The organism is Streptomyces sp. NPDC001568, assembly GCF_042893755.1.
Lineage (GTDB): Bacteria > Actinomycetota > Actinomycetes > Streptomycetales > Streptomycetaceae > Streptomyces.
Window position 1 is genome coordinate 198,315 of record NZ_JBIAVF010000016.1, and the last position, 25,404, is coordinate 223,718.

The window sequence follows — 25,404 nt, forward strand, 5'->3', positions numbered from 1 at the left end:
ACGAGGCGTGCTCACGGGCGGCGCAGGTCCCACCCCCATGTGCCCGGTCGGCCCCACGACCGGCACGGACCTACGGAGGAGCACCCTTGAGCACAGCACCCCCGCTACGTACCCGTCTGTACAGAAGGTTGGCCGCCACGGTGGCCGTCTTCGCCCTGCCCCTCGCCGGCCTCGTCGGCCTGGCCGGACCCGCACAGGCGGCCACCTCGGCGACGGCGACCTACACCAAGGCCTCCGACTGGGGCTCCGGCTTCGAGGGCAAGTGGACGGTCAAGAACACCGGCACCACTACGCTGTCCAGTTGGACCGTGGAGTGGGACTACCCGGCCGGCACCAGGGTCACCTCCGCCTGGGACGCCACCGTCACCAGCTCGGGCAACCACTGGACCGCCAAGAACCTCGGCTGGAACGGCTCCCTCACCCCGGGCCAGAGCATCACCTTCGGGTTCAACGGCTCCGGCACCGGCGCCCCCTCCGGCTGCAAGATCAACGGCGGCGCCTGTGACGGCGGAAGCCAGCCCGGCGACGCCGCGCCCTCGGCCCCCGGCACCCCCACGGCCTCCGGTGTCACCGAAACCGCCCTGACCCTGTCCTGGTCGGCGGCGACCGACGACAAGGGCGTCAAGAACTACGACGTGTACCGCAACGGCTCCAAGGTCACCACGGTCACCGGCACCTCCTACGGCGACTCCGGCCTGACCAAGGGCACCTCCTACACGTACTCCGTGGTCGCCCGCGACACCGCGGACCAGACCGGCCCCTCCTCCGGCGAGCTCTCCCTCACCACCCCGGGAGGCGGCGGCACGGACCCGGGCGCCGGGACCAAGGTCAAGCTGGGCTACTTCACCAACTGGGGCGTCTACGGGCGCAACTACCACGTGAAGAACCTGGTCACCTCCGGCTCCGCGTCGAAGATCACCCACATCAACTACGCCTTCGGCAACGTCCAGGGCGGCAAGTGCACCATCGGTGACGCCTACGCGGACTACGACAAGGCCTACACCGCCGACCAGAGCGTCGACGGCAAGGCCGACACCTGGGACCAGCCGCTGCGCGGCAACTTCAACCAGCTCCGCAAGCTGAAGGCCCAGTACCCCCACATCAAGATCCTGTGGTCCTTCGGCGGCTGGACCTGGTCCGGCGGCTTCGGCCAGGCCGTCGGGAACCCGGCAGCCTTCGCCCAGTCCTGCTACGACCTCGTGGAGGACCCGCGCTGGGCCGACGTCTTCGACGGCATCGACCTCGACTGGGAGTACCCGAACGCCTGCGGCCTGACCTGCGACACCAGCGGCGCCGCCTCCCTGAAGAACATGATGCAGGCCATGCGCGCCAAGTTCGGCACGAACAACCTGGTCACCGCGGCCATCTCCGCCGACGGTTCCAACGGCGGCAAGCTGGACGCGGCCGACTACGGCGGCGCGGCCCAGTACGTCGACTTCTACAACGTCATGACGTACGACTTCTTCGGCTCCTGGGCCGCCCAGGGCCCGACCGCCCCGCACTCCCCGCTCACCGCCTACCCGGGCATCCCGCAGGACGGCTTCAACTCCGAGGCCGCGATCACCAAGCTCAAGGGCAAGGGGATCCCCGGCTCGAAGCTCAACCTCGGCATCGGCTTCTACGGCCGCGGCTGGACCGGCGTCACCCAGGCCACGCCCGGCGGCACCGCCACCGGACCGGCCCCGGGCACGTACGAGCCGGGCAACGAGGACTACAAGGTCCTCAAGGTCACCTGCCCGAGCACCGGCACCATCGCCGGCACGGCCTACGCCAAGTGCGGCAACAACTGGTGGAGCTACGACACCCCCGCCACGGTCGCCACGAAGATGAACTGGACCAAGCAGCAGGGCCTGCGCGGCGCCTTCTTCTGGGAGTTCAGCGGCGACACCACCAACGGCGAACTCGCCAACGCGGTCCACACCGGGCTCCAGTAACCCCCACTGAACGAACCCGGTGACAGACGAAGCCGGGGAGACGGGTCCGTCCCCCGCCTCCCCGGCTTCTCCACGTCCGATACGGCCGGGCCACGTCGCGGACCCGTGGCCCCCGGCCCGTTCGCGGCCTCAGGCCACGTTCGCCCACCCCCCGGGCTTCGTCCGGGGGGACCCCCCACCAACGGGCAGGGGAACTAAGCCACGTTCACCCGTTGGCCGGGAGGCGCCGCCTCCAGCCAGGCCAGGAATCCGGTCAGCGCGTCGTCGCTCATCGCCAGCTCCAGGCGGGTCCCCCGATGGGAACAGCCGAGCACAACGGCGTCCGACAGCAGGGCCAGCTCCTCCTCGCCCTCGGGCGCGCGGCGGGCGAGCACCTCGATCGAGGAACGCTCCAGCAGCCGGCGCGGGCGCGGGGAGTACGAGAACACCCGGAACCACTCGATCCGGTCACCGCTGTAGCGGGCGACCCCGTAGACCCAGCCCTTGCCGGAGACGTCCGGCTCGTCGGACACGTCCCAGCGCAGGCTGCAGTCGAAGGTCCCGCCGGACCGCTGGATCAGTCTGCGGCGCAGTCCGAACACAAACAGCCCGATCACCACCAGGGCTACGACCAGGCCGCTCACAAGCAGAGCGAGGAGCATCTTCACCGACCTCCTCGCTCATCGAAACACCGCACACGACCGAGCCCGTCACGGACCGGTCCGAGACGGACGTACATCGCCTCAGCCGCGACCCGCTCCGGAAAATTCCGGAACGGACCGCGGCTGAGGTCTGCCGGCGCCCGGAGGTCACCCTCCGGGCCCGACGGTTGGAACTCCGACGGGCTGTCAGCCCGTTACGGCGCGCAGCCGGACATCGGCGCGACGTTCGGCGGCCGCGTCGGCCTCCGACTTCGCGCGCTCCAGTGCCCGCTCCGCCCGCTGGACGTCGATCTCGTCCGCGAGCTCGGCGATCTCGGCCAGCAGGGACAGCTTGTTGTCCGCGAACGAGATGAAACCGCCGTGCACCGCGGCGACGACAGTGCCGCCCTCGCTGGTACGGATGGTCACAGGGCCCGATTCCAGCACACCGAGAAGCGGCTGGTGACCGGGCATGACGCCGATGTCGCCGGACGTGGTGCGGGCGACAACAAGGGTGGCCTCGCCGGACCAGACATTGCGGTCCGCCGCGACCAGCTCGACGTGCAGCTCAGCAGCCAAGGTGGCTCCTCGGGTCACCACCCGGCGGGTCAGCCGGGTGTTGGGTCAAATTCTAATGGGCGTGGGGAGAGGGACGGGACGTACCCCGCCCCTCTCCTTCGTTCTTCGACGACTCGCGTTCCGCAGAACGCGGGCAGACTAGGAGACGCCCAGCTCCTTGGCGTTCGCCTTCAGGTCCTCGATGCCACCGCACAGGAAGAACGCCTGCTCGGGGAAGTGGTCGTAGTCACCGTCGCAGATCGCGTTGAACGCGACGATCGACTCCTCCAGCGGAACGTCCGAACCGTCGACACCGGTGAACTGCTTGGCGACGTGGGTGTTCTGCGACAGGAAGCGCTCGACGCGACGGGCACGGTGGACAACGAGCTTGTCCTCCTCGCCCAGCTCGTCGATACCGAGGATCGCGATGATGTCCTGGAGGTCCTTGTACTTCTGCAGGATCCCCTTGACGCGCATCGCCGTGGCGTAGTGGTCCGCCGCGATGTACCGCGGGTCGAGGATGCGGGACGTCGAGTCCAGCGGGTCCACGGCCGGGTAGATGCCCTTCTCGGAGATCGGACGGGAAAGAACCGTCGTCGCGTCGAGGTGGGCGAAGGTGGTCGCCGGCGCCGGGTCGGTCAGGTCGTCCGCGGGGACGTAGATCGCCTGCATCGAGGTGATCGAGTGACCACGGGTCGAGGTGATGCGCTCCTGGAGGAGACCCATCTCGTCGGCCAGGTTCGGCTGGTAACCCACCGCGGAGGGCATGCGGCCGAGCAGGGTCGACACCTCGGAACCCGCCTGGGTGTACCGGAAGATGTTGTCGATGAAGAACAGCACGTCCTGCTTCTGCACATCGCGGAAGTACTCCGCCATGGTCAGACCGGCCAGGGCGACGCGCAGACGGGTGCCCGGGGGCTCGTCCATCTGGCCGAAGACGAGCGCCGTCTTGTCGATGACGCCGGAGTCGGCCATTTCCTCGATGAGGTCGTTGCCCTCACGGGTACGCTCACCGACGCCCGCGAAGACCGACACACCGTCGTGGTTGTTGGCGACGCGGTAGATCATTTCCTGGATCAGAACGGTCTTGCCGACACCGGCACCACCGAACAGACCGATCTTTCCACCCTTGACGTACGGGGTGAGAAGGTCGATGACCTTGACGCCGGTCTCGAACATCTCGGTCTTCGACTCGAGCTCGTCGAAGCGGGGGGCCTTGCGGTGGATCGGCCAGCGCTCGGTGACGTTGGCGTTCTCCTCCGGGTAGTTCAGCACCTCACCGAGGGTGTTGAACACCTTGCCCTTGGTGAAGTCACCGACGGGGACGGTGATGCCCTCGCCCGTGTCGGTCACCGGGGCCTGGCGGACCAGACCGTCGGTGGGCTGCATGGAGATGGTGCGGACCACGCCGTCACCCAGGTGCTGGGCGACTTCGAGGGTCAGCGTCTTGAGCTCGCCGTCCTGGGCCGGGTCGGCAACCTGGACCTTCAGCGCGTTGTAGATCTCGGGCATCGCGTCGACGGGGAACTCCACGTCGACGACCGGGCCGATGACCCGGGCGACGCGGCCCGTGGCGGCGGCCGTCTCAACAGAGGTCGTCATTACTTGTCACTCCCCGCGGTCGCGTCGGCCATGGCGCTGGCGCCACCGACGATCTCGCTGATTTCCTGGGTGATTTCGGCCTGGCGGGCCGCGTTGGCAAGCCGGGAGAGGCTCTTGATGAGGTCCCCGGCGTTGTCGGTCGCCGACTTCATCGCGCGGCGGCGGGCGGCGTGCTCGGAAGCGGCCGACTGCAGCAGTGCGTTGTAGATGCGGCTCTCGACGTAGCGCGGCAGGAGGGCGTCGAGGACGTCCTCCGCCGACGGCTCGAAGTCGAACAGCGGAAGGATCTCGCCCTTCGCACCGGACTCTTCTTCGACCTTGTCGAGGCTGAGCGGCAGCATCCGGCCGTCGACCGCGTTCTGCGTCATCATCGACACGAATTCCGTGTAGACGATGTGCAGCTCGTCGACGCCGCCCTCGGCCGTCTCCTTCTGGATGGCCTCGATCAGCGGCCCGGCGACGCGCTTGGCGTCGGCGTAGGCCGGACTGTCCGTGAAGCCGGTCCACGACTCCGCGACCTTGCGCTCGCGGAAGCCGAAGTAGGCCAGACCCTTACGGCCGACGATGAACGTGTCGACCTCCTTGCCCTCGCCGCGCAGCCGCTCGGTGAGCCGCTCCGCCTGCTTGATGGCGTTGGAGGAGTAGCCGCCGGCCAGACCGCGGTCGCTCGTGACGAGCAGGACCGCGGCACGCGTCGGCGCCTCGACCTCGGTGGTCAGGGCGTGCTTGGTGTTCGAGCCGGTGGCCACCGCGGTCACCGCACGGGTGAGCTCGGTCGCGTACGGCATCGATGCCGCCACCTTGCGCTGCGCCTTGACGATGCGCGAGGCGGCGATCATTTCCATCGCCTTGGTGATCTTCTTGGTCGCCGTGACGGCACGGATGCGACGCTTGTAGACCCGGAGCTGCGCTCCCATGAGTCAGGTCCCTTCCGTCGTCACTTGGAGACGTTGACGGCCGGCGCGTCCTCGCCCAGGAGCTTGCCGTCCGAGGTCTCGAACTGCTGCTTGAAGCCGGCGATGGCGTCGGCGATCGACGTCAGGGTGTCGTCCGACATCTTGCCGCCGTCGGCGATGGAGGTGAGGAGGTCCTTGCGCTCGCGGCGCAGGTGCTCCAGCAGCTCCGACTCGAAGCGACGGATGTCGTTGACCGGAACGTCGTCCATCTTGCCGGTGGTGCCGGCCCAGACGGAGACGACCTGCTCCTCGACGGGCATCGGCTGGTACTGGCCCTGCTTCAGCAGCTCGACCAGACGCTTGCCGCGCTCCAGCGAGGCCTTGGAAGCGGCGTCCAGGTCGGAACCGAAGGCGGCGAACGCCTCCAGCTCACGGTACTGGGCGAGGTCCAGGCGCAGACGGCCGGAGACCTGCTTCATGGCCTTGTGCTGGGCCGAGCCACCGACGCGGGAGACCGAGATACCGACGTTCAGCGCCGGGCGCTGGCCCGCGTTGAACAGGTCGGACTCAAGGAAGCACTGGCCGTCGGTGATGGAGATGACGTTGGTCGGGATGAACGCCGACACGTCGTTCGCCTTGGTCTCGACGATCGGCAGACCGGTCATCGAACCGGCACCCATGTCGTCGGAGAGCTTCGCACAGCGCTCCAGCAGACGGGAGTGCAAGTAGAAGACGTCGCCCGGGTAGGCCTCGCGGCCCGGCGGGCGGCGCAGCAGCAGCGACACGGCGCGGTAGGCGTCGGCCTGCTTCGACAGGTCGTCGAAGATGATCAGGACGTGCTTGCCGGCGTACATCCAGTGCTGGCCGATGGCGGAACCGGTGTACGGCGCCAGGTACTTGAAGCCGGCCGGGTCGGACGCCGGGGCGGCGACGATCGTCGTGTACTCCAGCGCACCGGCGTCTTCCAGGGCGCCGCGAACGGACGCGATGGTCGAGCCCTTCTGGCCGATGGCGACGTAGATGCAGCGAACCTGCTTGTTCACGTCGCCCGAGCGCCAGTTGTCGCGCTGGTTGATGATCGTGTCGACGGCCAGAGCGGTCTTGCCGGTCTGACGGTCACCGATGATCAGCTGACGCTGACCACGGCCGACCGGCACCATGGCGTCGATGGCCTTGTAGCCGGTCTGCATCGGCTCGTGCACCGACTTACGGACCATGACGCCCGGGGCCTGCAGCTCCAGGGCGCGACGGCCTTCGGTCGCGATCTCGCCGAGACCGTCGATCGGGTTGCCGAGCGGGTCGACGACGCGGCCGAGGTAACCCTCGCCGACGCCGACGGAGAGCACCTCACCGGTGCGCTGCACCGGCTGGCCCTCCTCGATACCGCTGAACTCGCCGAGGACGACGGCGCCGATCTCGCGCTCGTCGAGGTTGAGGGCGAGACCGAGGGTGCCGTCCTCGAACTTCAGCAGCTCGTTCGCCATGGCGGAGGGCAGGCCCTCCACCTTCGCGATGCCGTCGCCGGCAACGCTGACCGTTCCGACCTCCTCGCGCGAGGCCGCGTCCGGCTGGTACGACTGGACAAAGTTCTCCAGTGCGTCCCGGATCTCCTCCGGCCGGATCGTGAGCTCCGCCATCTGGGTTCCCTGCTCTCCTTGTTGGGCCTGAAGCTTCTTAGGGGTCTGGGGGCGACCCCCAGGAATCTTCTGCAAGTTCTGCACGGCCCAACCGGGCCGCTAGGAATGCGTTGTTCTATTGGTGGCTGGTCAGCCGGCCATGCGGCGGGACGCCTCTGCGAGGCGGTCCGCGATGGTGCCGTCGATGACCTCGTCGCCGACCCGCACCGTGATCCCGCCGAGGACCGTGGGGTCCACGTCGAGGTTCAGGTGCATCTGGCGGCCGTACAGCTTGGCCAGCACCGCGCCGAGACGCTGCTTCTGCACGTCGCTGAGCGGAACCGCGCTGGTCACGGTGGCGACCATGCGGCTGCGGCGCTCGGCGGCGAGCGTGGAAAGGGATTCGAGTCCCGCTTCCAGGCTACGTCCACGCGGGTGCGTGACGAGTCGGGCGACCAGACGCTCGGTGACGGCGTTCGCCTTGCCGCCGAGCAGGCTGCGCAGCAGCTCGCTCTTGGCGGAGGCGGTGGCCGCACGGTCGGTCAGTGCCGCACGCAGCTCGGTGTTCGAGGAGACGATCCGGCCGAAGCGGAAGATCTCGTCCTCGACGTTGTCGAGCGCGCCGCCCTGCTGGGCCGCGGTGAGGTCGGCGGAAGCCGCCAGCCCCTCCAGCGCGTCCACCAGGTCACGGGACTGCGACCAGCGCGACCGCGCCATACCGGACACCAGGTCGAGGGTTTCCCCGCCCACCTGGCCGGCCAGCAGACGCCCGACCAGCTCGGCCTTGGCCTCGCCGGACTGCGCCGGGTCCGTGATGACCCGACGCAGCGAGACCTCACGGTCGAGCAGCGCGGTGACGGCAGCCAGCTCACCGGCAAGCTTCGTCGCGTCGACGGACGTGTTGTCCGTCAGCGCGTCGAGACGCTCGCGCGCGGAGGCCAGTGCCTCGCGGCTCGCTCCGTTCATCGGGCGGCCTCGGCCTTCTCCTCAAGCTCGCTGAGGAAACGGTCGATGGTGCGGCTCTGCCGGGCGTGGTCCTCGAGGGACTCGCCGACGAGCTTCCCGGCCAGGTCGGTGGCGAGCTTGCCCACGTCCTGACGCAGTGCCTGCGAAGCGGCCTTGCGGTCCGCCGCGATCTGGGCGTGACCGGCAGCGATGATCTCCTCACGCTGCCGCTGGCCCTCTGCGCGCAGTTCTTCCTTGAGCGCAGTGCCCTGCTCCAGCGCGTCCTGGCGCAGGCGCGCGGCCTCGTGCCGGGCTTCGGCGAGCTGGGCCTTGTACTGCTCCAGCGCGCTCTGAGCCTCGGCCTGAAGCGCTTCGGCCGTCTCGATGCCACCCTCGATGGCCTCGCGACGCTCGTCCAGAACCTTGTTGATGTTCGGGAGCAGCTTCTTCGCGAGGAAACCGAAGACGATGACAAAGGCGATCAGGCCGATGACAAGCTCGGGGATCGGCGGGATGAGGGGGTTTTCCGCCTCAGTGGCCGCGAGCTGAACCAGAGGGTTCACATCAGTGCCTTCCGTCTAAAGGGTCTGTTCGCTACCGGGATCAGGAGGTCGGGTAGACGAACGGCATGACCAGACCGATGAGGGCGAGCGCCTCACAGAAGGCGAAGCCGAGGATCTGGTTGGCGCGGATCAGGCCGGCGGCCTCGGGCTGGCGGGCCAGGGCCTGCGTGCCGTTACCGAAGATGATGCCGACGCCGACGCCGGGGCCGATGGCCGCGAGGCCGTAGCCGATGGAGCCGAGGTTGCCCTTGATTTCGACGCCAGCAGCGAGGGTCTGGAGAGCGGACATGCCGGTTCTTCCTTCTCTTTCATGGACCGGTGGGGGTTGGCCACCGGACGACTGATGGTTTGGGGGTGGGGCGGTCAGTGGTGCTCGGCGACGGCGCCCTGGAGGAAGCTGCAGGCCAGCAGCACGAAGACGTAGGCCTGGACAGCCTGGATGAAGAGCTCGAACGCGGTCATCACGATGACCATCACGAAGGACACGCCGGCGTAGGCGATGCCGATGCCGTTCAGCAGGTACCAGCTGGCGATCGTGAAGAGCAGCAGCAGGGTGTGACCCGCGAACATGTTCGCGAAGAGACGGACCGCGTGCGTGAAGGGGCGGACGATCACGTTCGAGAAGAACTCGATCAGCATGACCAGCGGCAGGATCCCGCCGAGCGACTTGTCGTAGCCCGTGAGGTTCTTCAGACCGCCGACGAAGCCGTGGCGCTTGAAGGTGACCGACATCCACATGACGTAGATGACCAGGGCCAGACCGGCCGGGTACGCGATGACCGAGGTCACCGGGAACTGGGCGAGCGGAATGATCGACCAGAGGTTCAGGATCCAGACGAAGAAGAACGTCGCGACCATGAAGGGGACGTACTTCTCGCCCTCCTTCTTGCCCATCGTTTCGTAGACGATGCCGCGGCGCACGAAGTCGTAGCCGGCTTCGGCGACCATCTGGAGCTTCCCGGGAACGACCTTCGGCTTGGCGAAGGCGGCCCAGAAGAATCCGACGATGATGACGGTTCCGAGCAGGGCCAGGAGCATCGTCTTGTTGAAGTAGACGGCTCCGTCCATGTCGCCGAAGATCGGCTCGAACAGGAACGAGTGCAGGCCAGGAGCCGGGAAGCCACAGCCGTCGAAGATGTGGCAATCGGTCTCGAAGGCGAGCACCTGCGTCGGGTCAGCACTCACCGCGGGCTCCTTCAGCGTGGCGCATAGGTACGGCAACCTCGTTGTGTCGGCGCGGCGCACAGCCGCGGTTCGGCACGGGACTGGTCTTACGGATGTGGGGGCGGCTTGCAGGCAGTGAGCCTCGCGATTGAGCAGGCGTCAGCTCAGCTGCCTGCGCCCGCGATGCCGCAGTTGGCACCGGACGATAGCAGCATCTCGAACGCGCACTTATTCCGCCCCTACCGTTCACGACGAGGACCCCGTGTTCTTGGGCTTCTCACCCTTGTCACGCTGCGCGGACTCGGGCTCGACGTAAAGGATCTTGGCCTTCATGTGCGCGCGCGTCTGCGCGGCGATCCAAGCAAGGGTCGCCGCGACGATGGTGATCGCGAATGCCCTGGGATTGAACAGCGTCGTGTTCTGGAACACGGCGACGAAGACGAAGAGCAGCAGGATCTGGGTCGTGTAGAGCGCCAGACCCATCATCTGGAAGAGATGCGGCAGCGATCGTGCCGTCCGCTGCAGGATGACGAATCCGATACCCATGAACAAAATCACGACGATCGTGGCCGCGATCGCGCCGATCGCCCCCTTGCCGCCCGCGACCACGCCACTGACAACTGCGGCAATGACGCCGACGGCAGCGGTGGGCACAACGGTTTGCAGAAGGGATCGGGCGTCATCGGACAGCATGGCGCATGGCTCCGCGTGATGGTGGGGGTAACGGGACTCGTACGGGACGAGCGTAAGCCCGGGCCGAGTGAGAGCCTCGGGCCGATGGACCGTCGCACTACGGTCCTTCGGCTCTGTCGCCGGGTTTAGTGAACGGTATCACAAACTATTTGATGAGAGCTTTACCTGTCCGGTGTGCTGACTGTCACACATGAGAGTGACCCTGCGCGTGTGTGCAGGACAGGGTGGCAGGTTGTCTGGTAAAGGGCTTCCATGTCGGACATGCACCCGAGCGGTCAGCGCGCGGATCCGGCCTTACGCCGGTCGGGGAGGCGCGAACGGGGGCCTACGGCAGTCGCCCCGTTGACGCCCGAGACCCCCACCGCGACGGGCCGCGCAGCCGGCGGCTCCGCACCCTCGTCCTCCCGTACGGCGGCCTCCGCCGCGGCCTCGGCCGCCCGGGCCGCGTGCCGGTAGCGCGGCGGGACGAGGCCCTCCGCCCAGCGCGGGGCCCGCGGCGTGAACCGCGGCAGCAGGAGCAGTACGAGCCCCAGGGCGCTCAGCGCCGCGATGGCGAGGACGATCCACATCGAGGTGGAGTGCACCGAGTAGGCGACGGCGCCGAAGGCGATCAGGCCCGACCAGAAGTACATGATGAGTACGGCACGGCTGTGGGAATGCCCGAGTTCCAGCAGCCGGTGGTGCAGGTGTCCGCGGTCGGCGGCGAACGGCGACTGGCCGTTCCAGGTGCGCCGGACGATGGCCAGGACCAGGTCCGCCATCGGGATCGCGATGATCGTCAACGGCAGCAGCAGCGGCATGAAGACCGGGAGCATCGCGTGCGTCGCGTTGCGCTCGCCGCCCGCGAAGAGGGCCATCGCGTCCGGGTCGACCTGGCCCGTCATGGAGATGGCCGCGGCGGCCAGCACCAGGCCGATGAGCATCGAGCCGGAGTCGCCCATGAAGATGCGGGCCGGATGCATGTTGTGCGGCAGGAAGCCGATGCACATGCCCATCAGGATCGCCGCGAACAGCGTCGCCGGGGCGGCCGCCTCGATGCCGTAGCCGAACCAGATGCGGTAGCCGTAGAGGAAGAACGCCGTCGCGGCGATGCAGACCATGCCGGCCGCCAGGCCGTCGAGGCCGTCCACGAAGTTCACCGCGTTGATGGTGATCACGACGAGGGCGACGGTCAGCAGGTTGCCCTGCCACTGGGTGAGGGCGACCGTGCCGATGCCGGGGACGGGGATCCACAGGATCGTCAGACCCTGGATGACCATCACGCCCGCGGCGATCATCTGCGCGCCGAGCTTGATCAGGGCGTCGATCTCGAACTTGTCGTCCAGTACGCCGACCAGCCAGATCAGCGCCGCTCCGGAGAGCAGCGCCCGCGGTTCGTTCGACAGCTCGAAGACGCCGTTGAGGTTGCGCAGGTGGTCGGCGACCAGCAGGCCGGCGCAGAGGCCGCCGAACATGGCGATCCCGCCGAGCCGTGGTGTGGGCTCGCGGTGCACGTCACGGGCGCGGATCTCCGGCATGGCCCCGGCCGCGATCGCGAACTTCCGCACGGGCCCGGTCAGCAGGTAGGTCACCGCGACCGTGACGCAAAGCGTCAGCAGATATTCACGCACGGGCTGCCCCAGATGTATCGCCGGCCATCTCAGCCCCACACATTAGCCTCGATGTCACCGGTGAAGAGGACGCGGTAAGGGCCCTCCCCGGTTGCGGTACGCCCTTCTTCTCCCGGTTACGCCCCGTACGGGGGAAATCCTCGGGTCAGGTCGGCGACCTCCGTACGGATGCCCGCGCTCTCCCCGCGCAACGCGGCGGCGAACAGGTCCGCGATCCGGATCATCTCGGACTCCCCCATGCCCAGCGTGGTGACCGCGGCGGTGCCGAGGCGGATGCCGCGCTGGTCCCCGTACGGAAGGGCGCAGGTGTCGAGGACGATCCCGGCGGCGGCGAGCCGGCCCCGCGCGGTCGGACCGTCGGCGGCGAGCGGCGCCGGGTCGGCGGTGATCAGGTGGGTGTCGGTGCCGCCGGTCGTGACGGCGAAGCCGCGCTCCTCCAGAGCCCGGGCGAGCACGCGCGCGTTGGCGACGACCCGGTGCGCGTAGCCGGCGTAGGCCGGGCCGGCCGCCTCTCCGAAGGCCACCGCCTTCGCGGCGATGGTGTGCATCTGGGCGCCGCCCTGGGTGAAGGGGAACACCGCCCGGTCGACGCGCTCGGCGAACTCCGCCCCGCACAGGATCATTCCGCCGCGCGGCCCGCGGAGCACCTTGTGCGTGGTCGCGCAGACGAGGTCGGCGTACGGAACGGGGCTGGGCGCCGCGCCGCCCGCGACGAGCCCGATCGGGTGGGCGGCGTCGGCGATGAGGAAGGCGCCCACCTCGTCGGCGATCTCGCGGAAGGCCGAGTACTCGGGGTGGCGGGGGTAGGAGATCGAGCCGCAGACGATGGCCTTGGGGCGATGCGTTCGCGCCAGCTCCTGCACCTGCTCGTAGTCGATGAGCCCGGTTTCGGAATCCACCCCGTACCCGACGAAGTCGAACCAGCGGCCGGAGAAGTTGGCGGGCGAGCCGTGCGTCAGGTGCCCGCCGTACGGCAATCCCATGGCCAGGACCGTGTCGCCGGGTCGCAGCAGCGCTGCGTAGGCGGCCAGCACGGCGGAGGATCCGGAATGCGGTTGTACGTTCGCGTGCTCGACGCCGAAGAGCGCCTTGGCCCGGTCCACCGCGATGGTTTCGGCCAGGTCCGCGTACTCGCAGCCGCCGTGGTGGCGGGCGCCGGGATAGCCCTCGGCGTACTTGTTGGCGAGCGCGGAGCCGAGTGCGGCGAGGACGGCGCCGGAGGTGAAGTTCTCGGCGGCGCTCAGCTGGAGCGTCTCCGCCTGGCGCCGGGCCTCACCCGCGAGTACATCGGCCATCTGCGGGTCCTGCTGCCGGAGCAGGTCCGTCGGCTGCGTGATCACGCTCATGGCAGAACTCCAGGGGTACCGGGGTACAGCCACTGTAGGCGCGCCCGGCCCACCTCGCCCCCCGCACGCCCCCGACCCGCGTACGCCCGCTCGGCGCCGGGGCGGTGACGCCCGTCAGGGCCGCTCGGCGCGGGGCGGTGACGCCCGTCAGGGCCGTGACCACCGGGTCCGGCGCCTGGTTGAGCCCCGCTCCCGATGCGCCCCTCGCACCGCTCGGCCCCCGGGGCCGCCCGGGCGTCGGCCCGCTGCGCCGGCCTGCGGCCGTCGAGCGCTTAGCGCGAGGCGGTGACGCCCGTCAGGGCCGTGACCACCGGGTCCAGCGCCTGGTTGATCTCGTCGCCGATCGAGCGGAAGAAGGTGATCGGGGCGCCGTACGGGTCGTAGACCTCGTCCGCGTCGGGGGAAGGCGCCAGCAGCCAGCCGCGCAGCGCCGCGGCCGCCCGTACCAGGGCCCGCGCCCGCTCCGCCATGCCGTCGTCCAGCGGGGGCAGCGTGGCCGGGTCTATGGCCCGCACCAGCCGGGTGAACTCCTTCAGCGTGAAGGTCCGCAGCCCCGCCGAGTGCCCCATCGAGATGACCTGGGCCCGGTGGTCCCGGGTGGCGGTCAGCACCAGGTCGGCGCGTATGACGTGCTCGTCCAGCAGCTCGCGCCCGGTGAAACCGGAGGCGTCCGCCCCGAAGTCCGCGAGGACGGCGGCGGCGTTGGCCTCCATCGGCGCACCCTCGTGGCCCCACGTACCGGCGCTCTCCACGATGAGGTCACCGGCCGGGATGCCGCCCAGCCGGTGCGACAGGGCGTGCCGCGTCAGCCGCTCGGTGATGGGCGAGCGGCACACGTTGCCCGTGCTGACGTGGAGTATGCGGAAGGCCGAGCCCGAAGCCGCCGCCGGAAAGGGCCCGCTTGCTATGCCACGCCCCTGAGGGCTCACGGGGCCACCTCGAGGTCGGGTACGACCTCCCGCAGCTGCTCGGCGGTCAGGGCCCCCTCGCGCAGCAGGACGGGAACCTTCCCGGTGACGTCGACGATCGACGAGGGCAGCGTGTTCGGGGTCGGCCCGCCGTCCAGGTACACGGACACGGAGTCGCCGAGCATCTCGCGCGCCGCGTCGCAGTCCTCGGGCGCCGGGTGCCCGGACAGGTTCGCCGAGGACACCGCCATCGGACCGACCTCGGTCAGCAGCTCGATCGCGACGGGGTGCAGCGGCATGCGCACGGCGACCGTCCCGTGGGTCTCGCCGAGGTCCCACGCCAGCGACGGCTGGTGCTTGGCGACCAGGGTCAGCCCGCCCGGCCAGAAGGCGTCGACGAGCTCCCACGCCTGCTCGGAGAAGTCGGTGACCAGCCCGTGCAGGGTGTTCGGGGAGCCGATGAGCACGGGCGTGGGCATGTTGCGGCCCCGGCCCTTGGCGGCGAGCAGGTCGCCGACGGCCTCGGCGCTGAAGGCGTCCGCACCGATCCCGTACAGGGTGTCGGTGGGCAGCACGACGAGCTCGCCGCGGCGCACGGCGGATGCGGCTTCGCGCAGGCCCGTCTTGCGGTCCGTCGCGTCGTTGCAGTCGTATCGCCGGGCCATCAGCGGGCCTCCTCGTGCAGCGGGGTGGTGTCGGGGGTGGGGGTCGTGCGGGTCACGGCAGGGCCTTGCGGGCGGTCGCGAAGCGCGGCCGGTTGTTCAGGTCGGGGTGGTCCGCCGAGTCCGCCCAGCCACGCTCGTCGGCGAAGATCCACGGCACCTGGCCGCCCTGGGTGTCGGCGTGCTCGATCACCACGATCCCGCCGGGTCGCAGCAGCCGGTGGGCGGTGCGCTCGATCCCGCGGATGGTGTCGAGGCCGTCCTCCCCGGAGAAGAGCGCCATCTCGGGATCGTGGTCCCGGGCCTCGGGGGCGACGTACTCCCACTCGGTGAGCGGGATGTACGGCGGGTTGGAGATGACCAGGTCGACCTGCCCGTCCAGCTCGGGCAGCGCGCTCAGCGCGTCGCCCTGGTGGACGGTGACCCGGGAGCCCTCGGCGTTCTTGCGGGTCCACCGCAGGGCGTCCTCGGACAGCTCCACGGCGTGCACGCGCGAGCGCGGCACCTCCTGGGCCATGGCAAGGGCGATGGCCCCGGAGCCGGTGCACAGGTCCACGATCAGCGGCTCGACGACGTCCATCGCCCGGACGGCCTGTATGGCCCAGTCCACGACCGACTCGGTCTCGGGCCGGGGCACGAACACCCCGGGTCCGACCTGGAGCTCCAGGTAGCGGAAGAACGCACGGCCGGTGATGTGCTGGAGCGGCTCGCGCGCCTCGCGGCGGGCGACGGCCTCCCAGTAGCGGGCGTCGAAGTCCGCGTCCTTGACGTGGTGCAGTTCCCCCCGCTTGACGCCGTGCACGAAGGCCGCGAGCTCCTCCGCGTCGAAGCGCGGTGAGGGCACGCCGGCGGCGGCCAGCCGCTGGGTGGCCTGGGCCACCTCGGCAAGCAGCAAGTTCACGCTGGTCCTCCGGGCTGCTGTCGTACGGGGGGTGGTGCGGGAATCAGGCGGGAATCAGTGCGCGGCGGCGAGCTTGGCAGCGGAATCCGTATCGACACAGGCCTGGATGACCGAGTCGAGGTCGCCGTCGAGCACCTGGTCCAAGTTGTACGCCTTGAACCCGGTCCGGTGGTCCGAGATCCGGTTTTCCGGGTAGTTGTACGTACGGATCTTCTCGGACCGGTCCACACTGCGCACCTGGCTGCGGCGCACGTCGGACGCTTCCTGCTCGGCGGCTTCCTGGGCGGCGGCCAGCAGGCGCGACCGCAGGATGCGCATGGCCTGCTCCTTGTTCTGGAGCTGGCTCTTCTCGTTCTGGCAGGAGGCGACCACACCGGTCGGCAGGTGCGTGATGCGCACGGCCGAGTCGGTGGTGTTGACGGACTGGCCGCCGGGGCCGGAGGAGCGGTACACGTCGATGCGGAGGTCGTTCATGTTGATCTCGACCTCGACCTCCTCGGCTTCCGGGGTGACGAGCACGCCGGCGGCGGAGGTGTGGATGCGGCCCTGGGACTCGGTGGCCGGCACGCGCTGGACGCGGTGCACGCCGCCCTCGTACTTCAGGCGGGCCCACACGCCCTGGCCGGGCTCGGTCGCCCCGTTGCCGCCCTTGGTGCGGACGGAGACCTGGACGTCCTTGTAGCCGCCGAGCTCGGACTCGGTGGCGTCGATGATCTCGGTCTTCCAGCCCACGCGCTCGGCGTAGCGCAGGTACATGCGCAGCAGGTCCCCGGCGAAGAGGGCGGACTCGTCGCCGCCGGCTCCGGCCTTGACCTCGAGGAGCACGTCCTTGTCGTCACTGGGGTCGCGGGGAACGAGCAGCAGGCGGAGCTTCTCGGTGAGCTCTTCGCGCTGGGCGCTCAGTTCCTTGACCTCGGCGTGGAAGTCGGGGTCGTCGGCCGCGAACTCCTTGGCCGTCTCGATGTCCTCGGTCGACTGCTTCCAGGCGCGGAAGGTCGCCACGATCGGGGTCAGCTCCGCGTAGCGCTTGTTCAGCTTGCGCGCGTTGGCCTGATCGGAGTGGACCGACGGGTCGGCGAGCTTCTTCTCAAGGTCGGCGTGCTCGCCGACCAGTTCCTCGACCGCCTCGAACATCGGGGGCTCCTGTGGTGAAAGTCAAAAATGGGGCTGGCGTGGCTGGGCGACGACAAAGGCGCCGGTCCGGCCGCCCCCGCGTGGTCAGGGGGCGGCCGGTGACCGGCGCCTGGGTCGCGCTACTTCTGGGCCGAACCCTTGCCGAAGCGGGCCTCGAAGCGGGCCACACGGCCACCGGTGTCGAGGATCTTCTGCTTGCCCGTGTAGAACGGGTGGCACTCGGAGCAGACCTCGGCACGGATGGTGCCCTCGGTCAGGGTGCTACGGGTGGTGAACGACGCGCCACAGGTGCAGCTGACCTGGGTCTCGACGTACTCGGGGTGAACTTCGCGCTTCAAGGTGTCTCCTAGTTTCGGGAGGGCGCCGGGTCGCAGGAGCCGAATTGCGCACTGCGTGAACCGGGGCCGACAGACCAGTCTGCCAGGACCGGGCCGCCTGTCAAAATTCTGAGGACGCTCCCCTCAACGGCACGGGGCCGGCATCTATTCCGGCCGGCTCCGGGCCGGAATCCCGGCCGCCTCCGGGTCGACCGTACGAGCCTGCCGCGACTCCCCCGCTAGCGGACGATCCCGGCCGCGGCGCCCTTGTCCCCCACGGACGCGGCGGTGGCCTCGGCGGGAATCGGCCGGTCCGCGAGCAGCGCGTCCCAGACCATCTTGGACTCCTTGGTGAGCGGCACGACCCGGTTCGCGTCCCGCGGGTCCGTGGTCACCGGCAGGGTGATCATGTTCATGTCCTCGGAGTCGATGCCCTGGAGTCCCTGAGCGAAGCCCATGAGGGACTTCACGTCGCCGAGCGCCCGGTCGGTGGTGATCGCCTTGGTCGCGGAGTCGGCGAGGCCGAGCAGCCTCTTGGGGTTGTCGAACACCCCGATGCCCTTGACCTGCTTGATCAGCGCCTTCATGAAGGCCTGCTGGAGCTGTATTCGACCGAGGTCGCCGCCGTCGCCGACGCTCTTGCGGGTGCGGACGAGACCGAGGGCCTGCTCCCCGTTGAGCTTGTTGGTGCCGGGCGGGAGGTCGAGGTGGCTGTAGTCGTCCTTGATGGGCTTCGTCGTCGTCACCTCGACGCCGCCGAGGTTGTCGATGATCTTCTTGAAGCCGGTGAAGTCGACCTCGATGTAGTGGTCCATGCGGATCCCCGACATCTTCTCGACGGTCTTGACCGCACAGGCGGCCCCGCCGATGGTGAACGCCTCGTTGAACTGCGAGCGCGAACTACCCGGGTCGGTCTTCCCCTTGGCGGTGGCGCAGCTGGGGCGCGGGGCCATGGTGTCGCGCGGGATCGATATGACGCTCGCCTTCTGGTGGCCCTCGTAGAGGTGGACGATCATCGCGGTGTCGGAGCGGGCGGACCCGCCGTCGTCCTTGCCGTACTCGCCGTTGGCGCCGCCGCGCGAGTCGGAGCCCAGGACCAGGATGTCCATCGATCCGTTGTCGACGTTGGCCGGGCGGTCCGCGCCGAGCGCCTGGTCGATGTCGACGCTCTTCAGGTTGCCGTTGAACTTGAAGTAGACGTAGCCGAGGCCGGTACCGCCCAGCAGGACCACGCCGGCGGCGGTCCATGCGGCCACGGTGAGGCCCTTGCGCCGCGGCGGTTTGCGCCGCCGGGTCCCGGCACGACGGCCGCGACCCCTGCTGTCCTCGCTCATGCTCTCCTCAGTCCCCTGCCTCCGGTACGCCGTCCGTACGGCACGCCTTCCCGCTGTCCCCTCACTCAGACGGCGGAGCGGCCCCCAGGGTTCCACGGCCCGCGCCGGCGCCCAACCGCCCCGGCCGCGCGGAGCCCGGGGGGACATCTGCGGACGAACGGGGCGTGGAGAAACTCCTTACCTGCGGTTTCCCAGGGGTCCGCGCGGCCGGTCCGATCTCCCGCCGGACGGTACGAATGTGGCGAAGGTCGCACCGGGTGACGTACGGGTCACGCACGCGGCGGGGCTCACGCCCGCACCACGAACGCGGGACCGCCCCCGCCGCGGTAGCGGTGGGGGCGGTCCCGTTGGTGCGGAGCCCGAGGGCGGCGGTCAGTCGTCGTTCTTGCCCGCCGGCGTGGTCTTCGCGATCTGCATCAGGAACTCGGCGTTCGACTTCGTCTGCTTCATCTTGTCGAGCAGCAGCTCGATCGCCTGCTGCGAGTCGAGCGCGTGCAGCACCCGGCGCAGCTTCCAGACGATGGCGAGCTCCTCCGCGTTGAGGAGGATCTCCTCCTTGCGGGTGCCCGACGGGTCGACGTCGACGGCCGGGAAGATGCGCTTGTCGGCGAGCTTGCGGTCGAGCTTGAGCTCCATGTTGCCGGTGCCCTTGAACTCCTCGAAGATCACCTCGTCCATGCGCGAGCCGGTGTCGACCAGCGCGGTGGCCAGGATGGTCAGCGAACCGCCGTCCTCGATGTTGCGCGCGGCACCGAAGAAGCGCTTCGGCGGGTACAGCGCGGTCGAGTCGACACCACCGGACAGGATGCGGCCGGAGGCGGGGGCGGCGAGGTTGTACGCGCGGCCCAGACGGGTGATGGAGTCCAGCAGGACGACCACGTCGTGACCCAGCTCGACGAGGCGCTTGGCGCGCTCGATGGCCAGCTCGGCGACGGTGGTGTGGTCCTCGGCCGGACGGTCGAAGGTCGAGGAGATGACCTCGCCCTTGACCGACCGCTGCATGTCGGTGACCTCTTCCGGACGCTCGTCGACCAGGACGACCATCAGGTGGCACTCGGGGTTGTTGACGGTGATCGCGTTGGCGATCGCCTGCATGATCATGGTCTTGCCGGTCTTCGGCGGGGCCACGATCAGGCCTCGCTGGCCCTTACCGATCGGCGACACGAGGTCGATGATGCGGGTGGTCAGCACGCCCGGGTCGGTCTCCAGACGGAGCCGGTCCTGCGGGTACAGCGGGGTCAGCTTCTGGAACTCCGGCCGGCCGCGGCCGGATTCGGGCGCCATGCCGTTGACGGAGTCCAGGCGCACCAGCGCGTTGAACTTCTCGCGGCGCTCGCCGTCCTTGGGCTGGCGCACGGCACCGGTGGTGTGGTCACCCTTGCGCAGACCGGCCTTGCGGACCTGGGCGAGGGAGACGTACACGTCGTTCGGGCCGGGCAGGTAGCCCGAGGTCCGGATGAACGCGTAGTTGTCGAGGATGTCGAGGATGCCCGCGACGGGGATCAGGACGTCGTCGTCGGCGACCTGCGGCTCGGCCGGCGCGAACTCGTCGCGGCCACGACGGCCCCGGCGGTCGCGGTAGCGGCCACGACGGCCGCGACGACCGTCCTCGCCGTCGAAGTCGTCCTGCGGGCCGTTGTCCTGACGGTCCTGCCGGCCCTGCTGCTGACCCTGCTGGCCCTGACCCTGGCCCTGGCCCTGGCCGCGGCCGCCCTGCTGCTGACGGTCGGCGCGGTCCTGGCGCTCGGCACGGTCCTGACGACCGCCGCCCTGGCCCTGGCCCTGGTTCTGGCCCTGGCCCTGGTCGTCGGCCTTGGCGCCGCGCTCGCGACGGCCCTGCTGGCGGTCGCCGCGTTCGCCACGCTCACCGCGCTCGCCGCGGTCGCGACGGTCACGGCGGGTACGGCCCTCGCCGGCCTCCGGGGACTGCCCCTGGGCGGCGACGGTGGCGGCCTCGGCCTTGGTCTCCGACTGCGCGGCCTCAGCGGTCTCGGTCTTCTGCTCGACCTGCACGACGGCCGGGGCCGTCACCTCCGGGCTGCCGGAGGGCGCGGTGGCGCGGCGCCGACGGCGCTCGCCGACAGGCGCGTCCTCTCCCCCGCGCTCGGCTTCGCTCGCGCGGGAGGGGCCCCCTGCCGGCTGGCCGGGGATGTCGATCTGCGCCTGGACGGCGGGCTTGTCGGCCGCCTTCTCGGCGGGCGCCTGCACGGCGGTCTCACCCGTGCGGGCCTTGCTGGTGGCGCGGCGCTTCGGCTTGGCCTCGGCGGCGTCGGCGGCGGGAGCCGCGGCCTTGGGGGCGCTGCCGCCGCCCTGGGCCTCCTTGATGACCTCGATCAGCTGGCTCTTGCGCATCCGCGCGGTGCCCCTGATTCCAAGGCCCGACGCGACCTGCTGAAGCTCGGCCAGGACCATGCCGTCGAGGCCGGTGCCGGAGCGGCGACGCTTGGGCGCGGCGCCCGCGGCGGGGGCACTGGTGTCGACGTTGGTGTCGGCAGCGCCCATCAGATCGGTGGTGTCGCTCACGAAGGGTCCTTCCCTGGAGCGGACGTCGGCCTGTCTGGCTCGGCGACCGGTTGTGCTGTCCGACAACGGACCAGGACCTGATGGGTCATGGGCCGCGGCCGGGGCGGTGGTCCGCCGATAGAGATACGGCGGAGAGAAACGTGCATGGGTGGTTCCGGCGAGAAGCCCCCGAGCTGGAAGCGTGGGAATGTCACGCCGATTCCGGAGCGTGCTCGAAACTGCTGGCAGCGATCAAAGCAGTCGGGGAGGCTCCCGGAAGAAAGGTGGTCCCGGATGGGGACACTGAGCACCGAGCCATGGCGGCTTCGGATGCGCACTTGAGACTAACACTACCGGATCCAACAGATATTCCCCCTCTCAATCACCGGCTGTCGCCCCGTCCGGAGCGGCCCGGCCTGCCCTGGCCGCCCGCCCCGGAGGGCCGTGTCACTAGGACACGGACTGGGCTCCCTGGGTGCCCAGCGGAAGGACGCTCGCGCCCGCGGCGTCGAGTGCGAGCCGATTGGCCGCCCACCCCTCGCCGGCGAGCCGCGCGACCTTGTCGGCCGCGTCGTTGTCGACCAGCGCGAGGACCGTGGGGCCCGCGCCGGAGATGACCGCGGGGATGCCGTCCGCCCGCAGCCGGTTCACGAGTGCCACGCTCTCGGGCATCGCCGGAGCCCGGTACTCCTGGTGCAGCCGGTCCTCGGTGGCGGGCAGCAGGAACTCGGGACGCCTGGTCAGGGCCTCCACGAGCAGGCCCGCACGGCCCGCGTTCGCCGCCGCGTCCACGTGCGGGACGCTGCGCGGCAGCAGTCCCCGCGCGGTCTCGGTCAGGACCGGCTTGGACGGGACGAAGACCACCGGAACGATGGAATCCGCAGGGTCCATACGGATCGCCTTGGCACTGCCCCCGTCCATCCAGGCCAGGGTGAAGCCGCCGAGCAGACAGGCGGCGACGTTGTCGGGGTGTCCCTCGATCTCCGTGGCGAGCTCCAGCAGCGCCGCGTCGTCGAGCCGCGTCTCGCCGCCTATGGTCACGGCGCGGGCGGCGACGATGCCGGCGCAGATCGCGGCGGAGGAGGAACCGAGGCCGCGACCGTGCGGGATGCGGTTGGCGCAGACGACCTCGAGGCCGCGCGGCTGGCCGCCCAGCAGGTCGAAGGCGGTGCGCATGGAACGTACGAGGAGGTGGCTCTCGTCCCGCGGGAGGGTGTCGGCGCCCTCACCGGCGATGTCGATGTTCAGGCCGGAGTCGGCGACGCGGACGACCACGTCGTCGTAGAGCCCCAGGGCCAGGCCGAGGGCATCGAAGCCGGGGCCGAGGTTGGCACTACTGGCGGGGACGCGCACTCGTACGGCGGCGGCGCGGAACGCTGGACCTGCCATCGGTCGATGACACTCCTTGTGACTGTGCGAGATCTGGTGACGGTGCGGGATCTTCGCTGCGAATGTACTGGAGAACGTACGACACCCGAAGGCCCATGGGGCAGCACCGCGTCATATGCGCGGTGGCGGATGTAAGTACAGCGTATCGAAGGAAGGTTCTCTCGCGACATAGGGCGCACAGGAGGCGCACGATGCGTGTCGCGTTCTTCCGCTGAATTCCGTTGACTTTTGGTGCCGTACGGGCCGAGTTGCCGGATTCCGGAAGCTTTCCGGAATCCGGCAACGGGGCGTCGAGACGGGGCTCGGGTCAGATCAGGCCGAGACGGACGGCCGCGGCCTCCGCGTCCACCGGAATGGTGACCGGCTGCGGAGCGCCGGCGACCGCCCAGTCGGGGTCCTTGAGGCCGTTGCCGGTGACCGTGCACACGATCCGCTGGCCCGGGTCGACGAGCCCGGCCTCGGCGGCCTTGAGCAGGCCCGCCACGGACGCGGCCGACGCGGGCTCGACGAAGACGCCCTCCTGTGCGGCCAACAACCGGTAGGCGGCCAGGATCTGGCGGTCCGTCACCTCGTCGATGAGCCCGCCGGACTCGTCCCGCGCGGCGAGCGCGTAGTCCCAGGAGGCCGGGTTGCCGATCCGGATCGCGGTGGCGATGGTGTGCGGCTCCTTGACGACCTCACCGCGCACGATCGGCGCGGAGCCGGAGGCCTGGAAACCCCACACGCGGGGCGTACGGGAGGCCAGGCCGTCGGCCTTGTACTCCTTGAAGCCCTTCCAGTACGCGGTGATGTTGCCGGCGTTGCCGACGGGCAGCACGTGGATGTCGGGGGCGTCGCCGAGCGCGTCCACGATCTCGAACGCGGCCGTCTTCTGGCCCTCGATGCGCACCGGGTTGACGGAATTGACCAGCGCGACCGGGTAGTTGTCGGACAGCGCGCGGGCCAGGTCCAGGCAGTCGTCGAAGTTGCCGTCGACCTGCAGGATCTTCGCGCCGTGCACGAGGGCCTGGCCCATCTTGCCCAGCGCGATCTTGCCGCGGGGCACGAGCACCGCGGACACCATGCCGGCGCGCACCGCGTAGGCAGCGGCCGAGGCGGAGGTGTTGCCCGTGGAGGCGCAGATGACGGCCTTGGCGCCCTCTTCCTTCGCCTTGGTGATCGCCATGGTCATGCCACGGTCCTTGAAGGACCCGGTGGGGTTCGCACCCTCCACCTTCAGGTGGACCTCACAACCCGTGCGCTCGGAGAGCAGCTGGGCGGGGACGAGGGGCGTGCCGCCCTCGCGGAGGGTGACCACGGGGGTCGTGGCCGTGACCGGCAGGCGGTCCCGGTACTCCTCGATGATCCCGCGCCACTGGTGGGTTCGGTTGCTGCTCATGGGTCCTTACTCCCCTTCAACGCGCATGATGCTGGCGACACCTCGTACGGTGTCCAGCTTCCGCAGCGCCTCGACGGTCCCCGAGAGGGCGGCGTCGTGCGCGCGGTGGGTGACGACCACGAGGGAGGCTTCGTTGCCGACCCCGTCAGGACGTCCTTGCTGTCGTACCGTGTCGATCGACACGCCGTGTTCCGCGAAGGTCGTCGCCACCTGGGCGAGGACGCCCGGCTTGTCCGCCACGTCGAGGCTGATGTGGTAGCGGGTGACGACGTCGCCCATGGTGCTGACCGGCAGCTGGGTGTACGCCGACTCGCCGGGCCCCTTCGTCTCCGCGAGCTTGTTGCGGCAGACCGCGACGAGGTCACCGAGGACCGCGGAGGCGGTCGGCGCGCCACCGGCGCCGGGACCGTAGAACATGAGCCGCCCGGCGGCCTCCGCCTCGACGAAGACAGCGTTGTACGCCTCGCGCACGGATGCCAGCGGGTGGGTCAGCGGGATCATCGCCGGGTGCACGCGGGCCGTGACCGACCGGCCGTCGGCGGCGCGCTCCAGGATGGCGAGGAGCTTGATGGTGCAGCCCATGCGCTTGGCGGAGGCGAAGTCCGCGGCACTGACCTCGGTCATGCCCTCGCGGTACACGTCGTCGAGGCGGACCCGGGTGTGGAAGGCGATGCCGGCCAGGATCGCGGCCTTGGCGGCGGCGTCGAAGCCCTCGACGTCGGCGGTGGGGTCGGCCTCCGCGTATCCGAGGGCGGTGGCCTCGTCCAGCGCTTCCTGGTAGCCGGCGCCGGTCGAGTCCATCTTGTCGAGGATGAAGTTCGTCGTGCCGTTGACGATGCCCATCACCCGGTTGATCTTGTCGCCGGCGAGCGACTCGCGCATCGGGCGGACCAGCGGGATGGCGCCGGCGACGGCGGCCTCGTAGTAGAGGTCCAGCCCGGCCGCCTCGGCGGCGGCGTGCAGCGCGGCCCCGTCCTGGGCCAGCAGCGCCTTGTTCGCGGACACGACGGACGCGCCGTTCTCGAAGGCGGTGGTGATCAGGGTGCGGGCGGGCTCGATGCCACCGATGACCTCGATGACCACGTCGATGTCGCCCCGTTTGAGGAGGGCGGTCGCGTCGGTGGTGACGAGAGCGGGGTCGATGCCCTCACGGACCTTGGAGGGGCGACGCACGGCGACACCGGCGAGCTCGACCGGCGCACCGATCCTGGCTGTCAGATCGTCGGCGTGCGTCGTCATGATGCGCGCCACCTCTGAGCCGACCACTCCACAGCCCAGCAGCGCCACCTTCAGCGGACGCGTACGCATCATTCGACCTACGCCTTTCGATCT

At 69.8% G+C, this 25,404-nt stretch carries 23 protein-coding genes; 1 reads left to right on the plus strand and 22 read right to left on the minus strand.

From position 1 onward, the window contains the following. Positions 1 to 86 precede the first annotated feature (86 nt). Complete coding sequence (locus ACFY0I_RS28150) at positions 87 to 1,934, plus strand: glycosyl hydrolase family 18 protein (RefSeq protein ID WP_388901062.1); 1,848 nt, start codon at positions 87 to 89, stop codon at positions 1,932 to 1,934. Positions 1,935 to 2,128: 194 nt separating this feature from the next. Here the strand turns inward: ACFY0I_RS28150 and ACFY0I_RS28155 are convergent, their stop codons facing one another. From ACFY0I_RS28155 to ACFY0I_RS28260, 22 genes are all read right to left on the minus strand, one after another. Next, a complete protein-coding gene (locus ACFY0I_RS28155; protein ID WP_388901064.1) occupies positions 2,129 to 2,575 on the minus strand; it encodes a DUF2550 domain-containing protein in 447 nt (148 codons plus the stop codon). Between the two features lie 186 nt (positions 2,576 to 2,761). After that, positions 2,762 to 3,133, minus strand: a complete 372-nt coding sequence (locus tag ACFY0I_RS28160; RefSeq protein ID WP_281209075.1) for a F0F1 ATP synthase subunit epsilon — start codon at positions 3,131 to 3,133, stop codon at positions 2,762 to 2,764. Positions 3,134 to 3,271: 138 nt separating this feature from the next. Further along, positions 3,272 to 4,714 carry a F0F1 ATP synthase subunit beta gene (gene atpD / locus ACFY0I_RS28165; RefSeq protein ID WP_281209074.1) on the minus strand — a complete coding sequence of 481 codons (1,443 nt, stop codon included), beginning with the start codon at positions 4,712 to 4,714 and terminating at the stop codon, positions 3,272 to 3,274. Beyond that, positions 4,714 to 5,631: a F0F1 ATP synthase subunit gamma gene (locus tag ACFY0I_RS28170; RefSeq protein WP_388901066.1), complete on the minus strand. Its 918-nt coding sequence runs from the start codon at positions 5,629 to 5,631 to the stop codon at positions 4,714 to 4,716. The genes atpD and ACFY0I_RS28170 overlap by 1 nt, the downstream gene beginning before the upstream one ends. Positions 5,632 to 5,651: 20 nt before the next feature. Next, the gene (gene atpA, locus ACFY0I_RS28175; RefSeq protein ID WP_281209072.1) at positions 5,652 to 7,247 is read right to left on the minus strand and encodes a F0F1 ATP synthase subunit alpha; all 1,596 of its coding nucleotides are present in this window, start codon (positions 7,245 to 7,247) and stop codon (positions 5,652 to 5,654) included. Between the two features lie 129 nt (positions 7,248 to 7,376). Beyond that, positions 7,377 to 8,192, minus strand: coding sequence for a F0F1 ATP synthase subunit delta (locus ACFY0I_RS28180; RefSeq protein ID WP_388901068.1), 816 nt, complete (start codon positions 8,190 to 8,192; stop codon positions 7,377 to 7,379). Next, a complete protein-coding gene (locus ACFY0I_RS28185) occupies positions 8,189 to 8,734 on the minus strand; it encodes a F0F1 ATP synthase subunit B (RefSeq protein ID WP_281209070.1) in 546 nt (181 codons plus the stop codon). Before ACFY0I_RS28185 ends, ACFY0I_RS28180 begins: the two co-directional genes overlap by 4 nt. Before the next feature lie 40 nt (positions 8,735 to 8,774). Next, positions 8,775 to 9,023 (minus strand): ATP synthase subunit C, encoded by a 249-nt coding sequence (locus tag ACFY0I_RS28190; RefSeq protein ID WP_030008695.1) that lies wholly within the window; start codon positions 9,021 to 9,023, stop codon positions 8,775 to 8,777. A 74-nt stretch (positions 9,024 to 9,097) separates the two neighbouring features. Continuing rightward, positions 9,098 to 9,934 carry a F0F1 ATP synthase subunit A gene (gene atpB, locus ACFY0I_RS28195; protein WP_281209087.1) on the minus strand — a complete coding sequence of 279 codons (837 nt, stop codon included), beginning with the start codon at positions 9,932 to 9,934 and terminating at the stop codon, positions 9,098 to 9,100. A gap of 210 nt (positions 9,935 to 10,144) precedes the next feature. Continuing rightward, a complete protein-coding gene (locus ACFY0I_RS28200) occupies positions 10,145 to 10,591 on the minus strand; it encodes a hypothetical protein (RefSeq protein WP_388901070.1) in 447 nt (148 codons plus the stop codon). A 275-nt stretch (positions 10,592 to 10,866) separates the two neighbouring features. Beyond that, positions 10,867 to 12,213: an MraY family glycosyltransferase gene (locus tag ACFY0I_RS28205; protein ID WP_388901124.1), complete on the minus strand. Its 1,347-nt coding sequence runs from the start codon at positions 12,211 to 12,213 to the stop codon at positions 10,867 to 10,869. A gap of 104 nt (positions 12,214 to 12,317) precedes the next feature. Further along, complete coding sequence (gene glyA / locus ACFY0I_RS28210) at positions 12,318 to 13,547, minus strand: serine hydroxymethyltransferase (protein ID WP_388901072.1); 1,230 nt, start codon at positions 13,545 to 13,547, stop codon at positions 12,318 to 12,320. A gap of 272 nt (positions 13,548 to 13,819) precedes the next feature. Next, on the minus strand, positions 13,820 to 14,476 hold the full coding sequence (locus ACFY0I_RS28215) for a protein-tyrosine-phosphatase (protein WP_388901073.1): 657 nt from the start codon (positions 14,474 to 14,476) through the stop codon (positions 13,820 to 13,822). Further along, a complete protein-coding gene (locus ACFY0I_RS28220; protein ID WP_388901075.1) occupies positions 14,473 to 15,120 on the minus strand; it encodes an L-threonylcarbamoyladenylate synthase in 648 nt (215 codons plus the stop codon). The genes ACFY0I_RS28215 and ACFY0I_RS28220 overlap by 4 nt, the downstream gene beginning before the upstream one ends. Before the next feature lie 52 nt (positions 15,121 to 15,172). Further along, positions 15,173 to 16,018 (minus strand): peptide chain release factor N(5)-glutamine methyltransferase, encoded by an 846-nt coding sequence (gene prmC / locus ACFY0I_RS28225; RefSeq protein ID WP_281209067.1) that lies wholly within the window; start codon positions 16,016 to 16,018, stop codon positions 15,173 to 15,175. Between the two features lie 54 nt (positions 16,019 to 16,072). Further along, on the minus strand, positions 16,073 to 17,152 hold the full coding sequence (prfA, locus tag ACFY0I_RS28230) for a peptide chain release factor 1 (protein ID WP_388901077.1): 1,080 nt from the start codon (positions 17,150 to 17,152) through the stop codon (positions 16,073 to 16,075). 119 nt (positions 17,153 to 17,271) lie between these two features. Further along, entirely contained in the window at positions 17,272 to 17,490 is a 219-nt protein-coding gene (gene rpmE / locus ACFY0I_RS28235) for a 50S ribosomal protein L31 (RefSeq protein WP_388901079.1), read from the minus strand. A 218-nt stretch (positions 17,491 to 17,708) separates the two neighbouring features. Continuing rightward, positions 17,709 to 18,803, minus strand: coding sequence for an LCP family protein (locus ACFY0I_RS28240; RefSeq protein WP_388901080.1), 1,095 nt, complete (start codon positions 18,801 to 18,803; stop codon positions 17,709 to 17,711). Between the two features lie 372 nt (positions 18,804 to 19,175). Continuing rightward, positions 19,176 to 21,326 carry a transcription termination factor Rho gene (rho, locus tag ACFY0I_RS28245; RefSeq protein WP_388901082.1) on the minus strand — a complete coding sequence of 717 codons (2,151 nt, stop codon included), beginning with the start codon at positions 21,324 to 21,326 and terminating at the stop codon, positions 19,176 to 19,178. A gap of 429 nt (positions 21,327 to 21,755) precedes the next feature. After that, on the minus strand, positions 21,756 to 22,694 hold the full coding sequence (gene thrB / locus ACFY0I_RS28250; protein ID WP_388901084.1) for a homoserine kinase: 939 nt from the start codon (positions 22,692 to 22,694) through the stop codon (positions 21,756 to 21,758). Positions 22,695 to 23,001: 307 nt separating this feature from the next. Then, positions 23,002 to 24,072: a threonine synthase gene (thrC, locus tag ACFY0I_RS28255; protein WP_388901085.1), complete on the minus strand. Its 1,071-nt coding sequence runs from the start codon at positions 24,070 to 24,072 to the stop codon at positions 23,002 to 23,004. A gap of 6 nt (positions 24,073 to 24,078) precedes the next feature. Beyond that, positions 24,079 to 25,383: a homoserine dehydrogenase gene (locus ACFY0I_RS28260; RefSeq protein WP_388901087.1), complete on the minus strand. Its 1,305-nt coding sequence runs from the start codon at positions 25,381 to 25,383 to the stop codon at positions 24,079 to 24,081. Positions 25,384 to 25,404 lie beyond the last annotated feature (21 nt).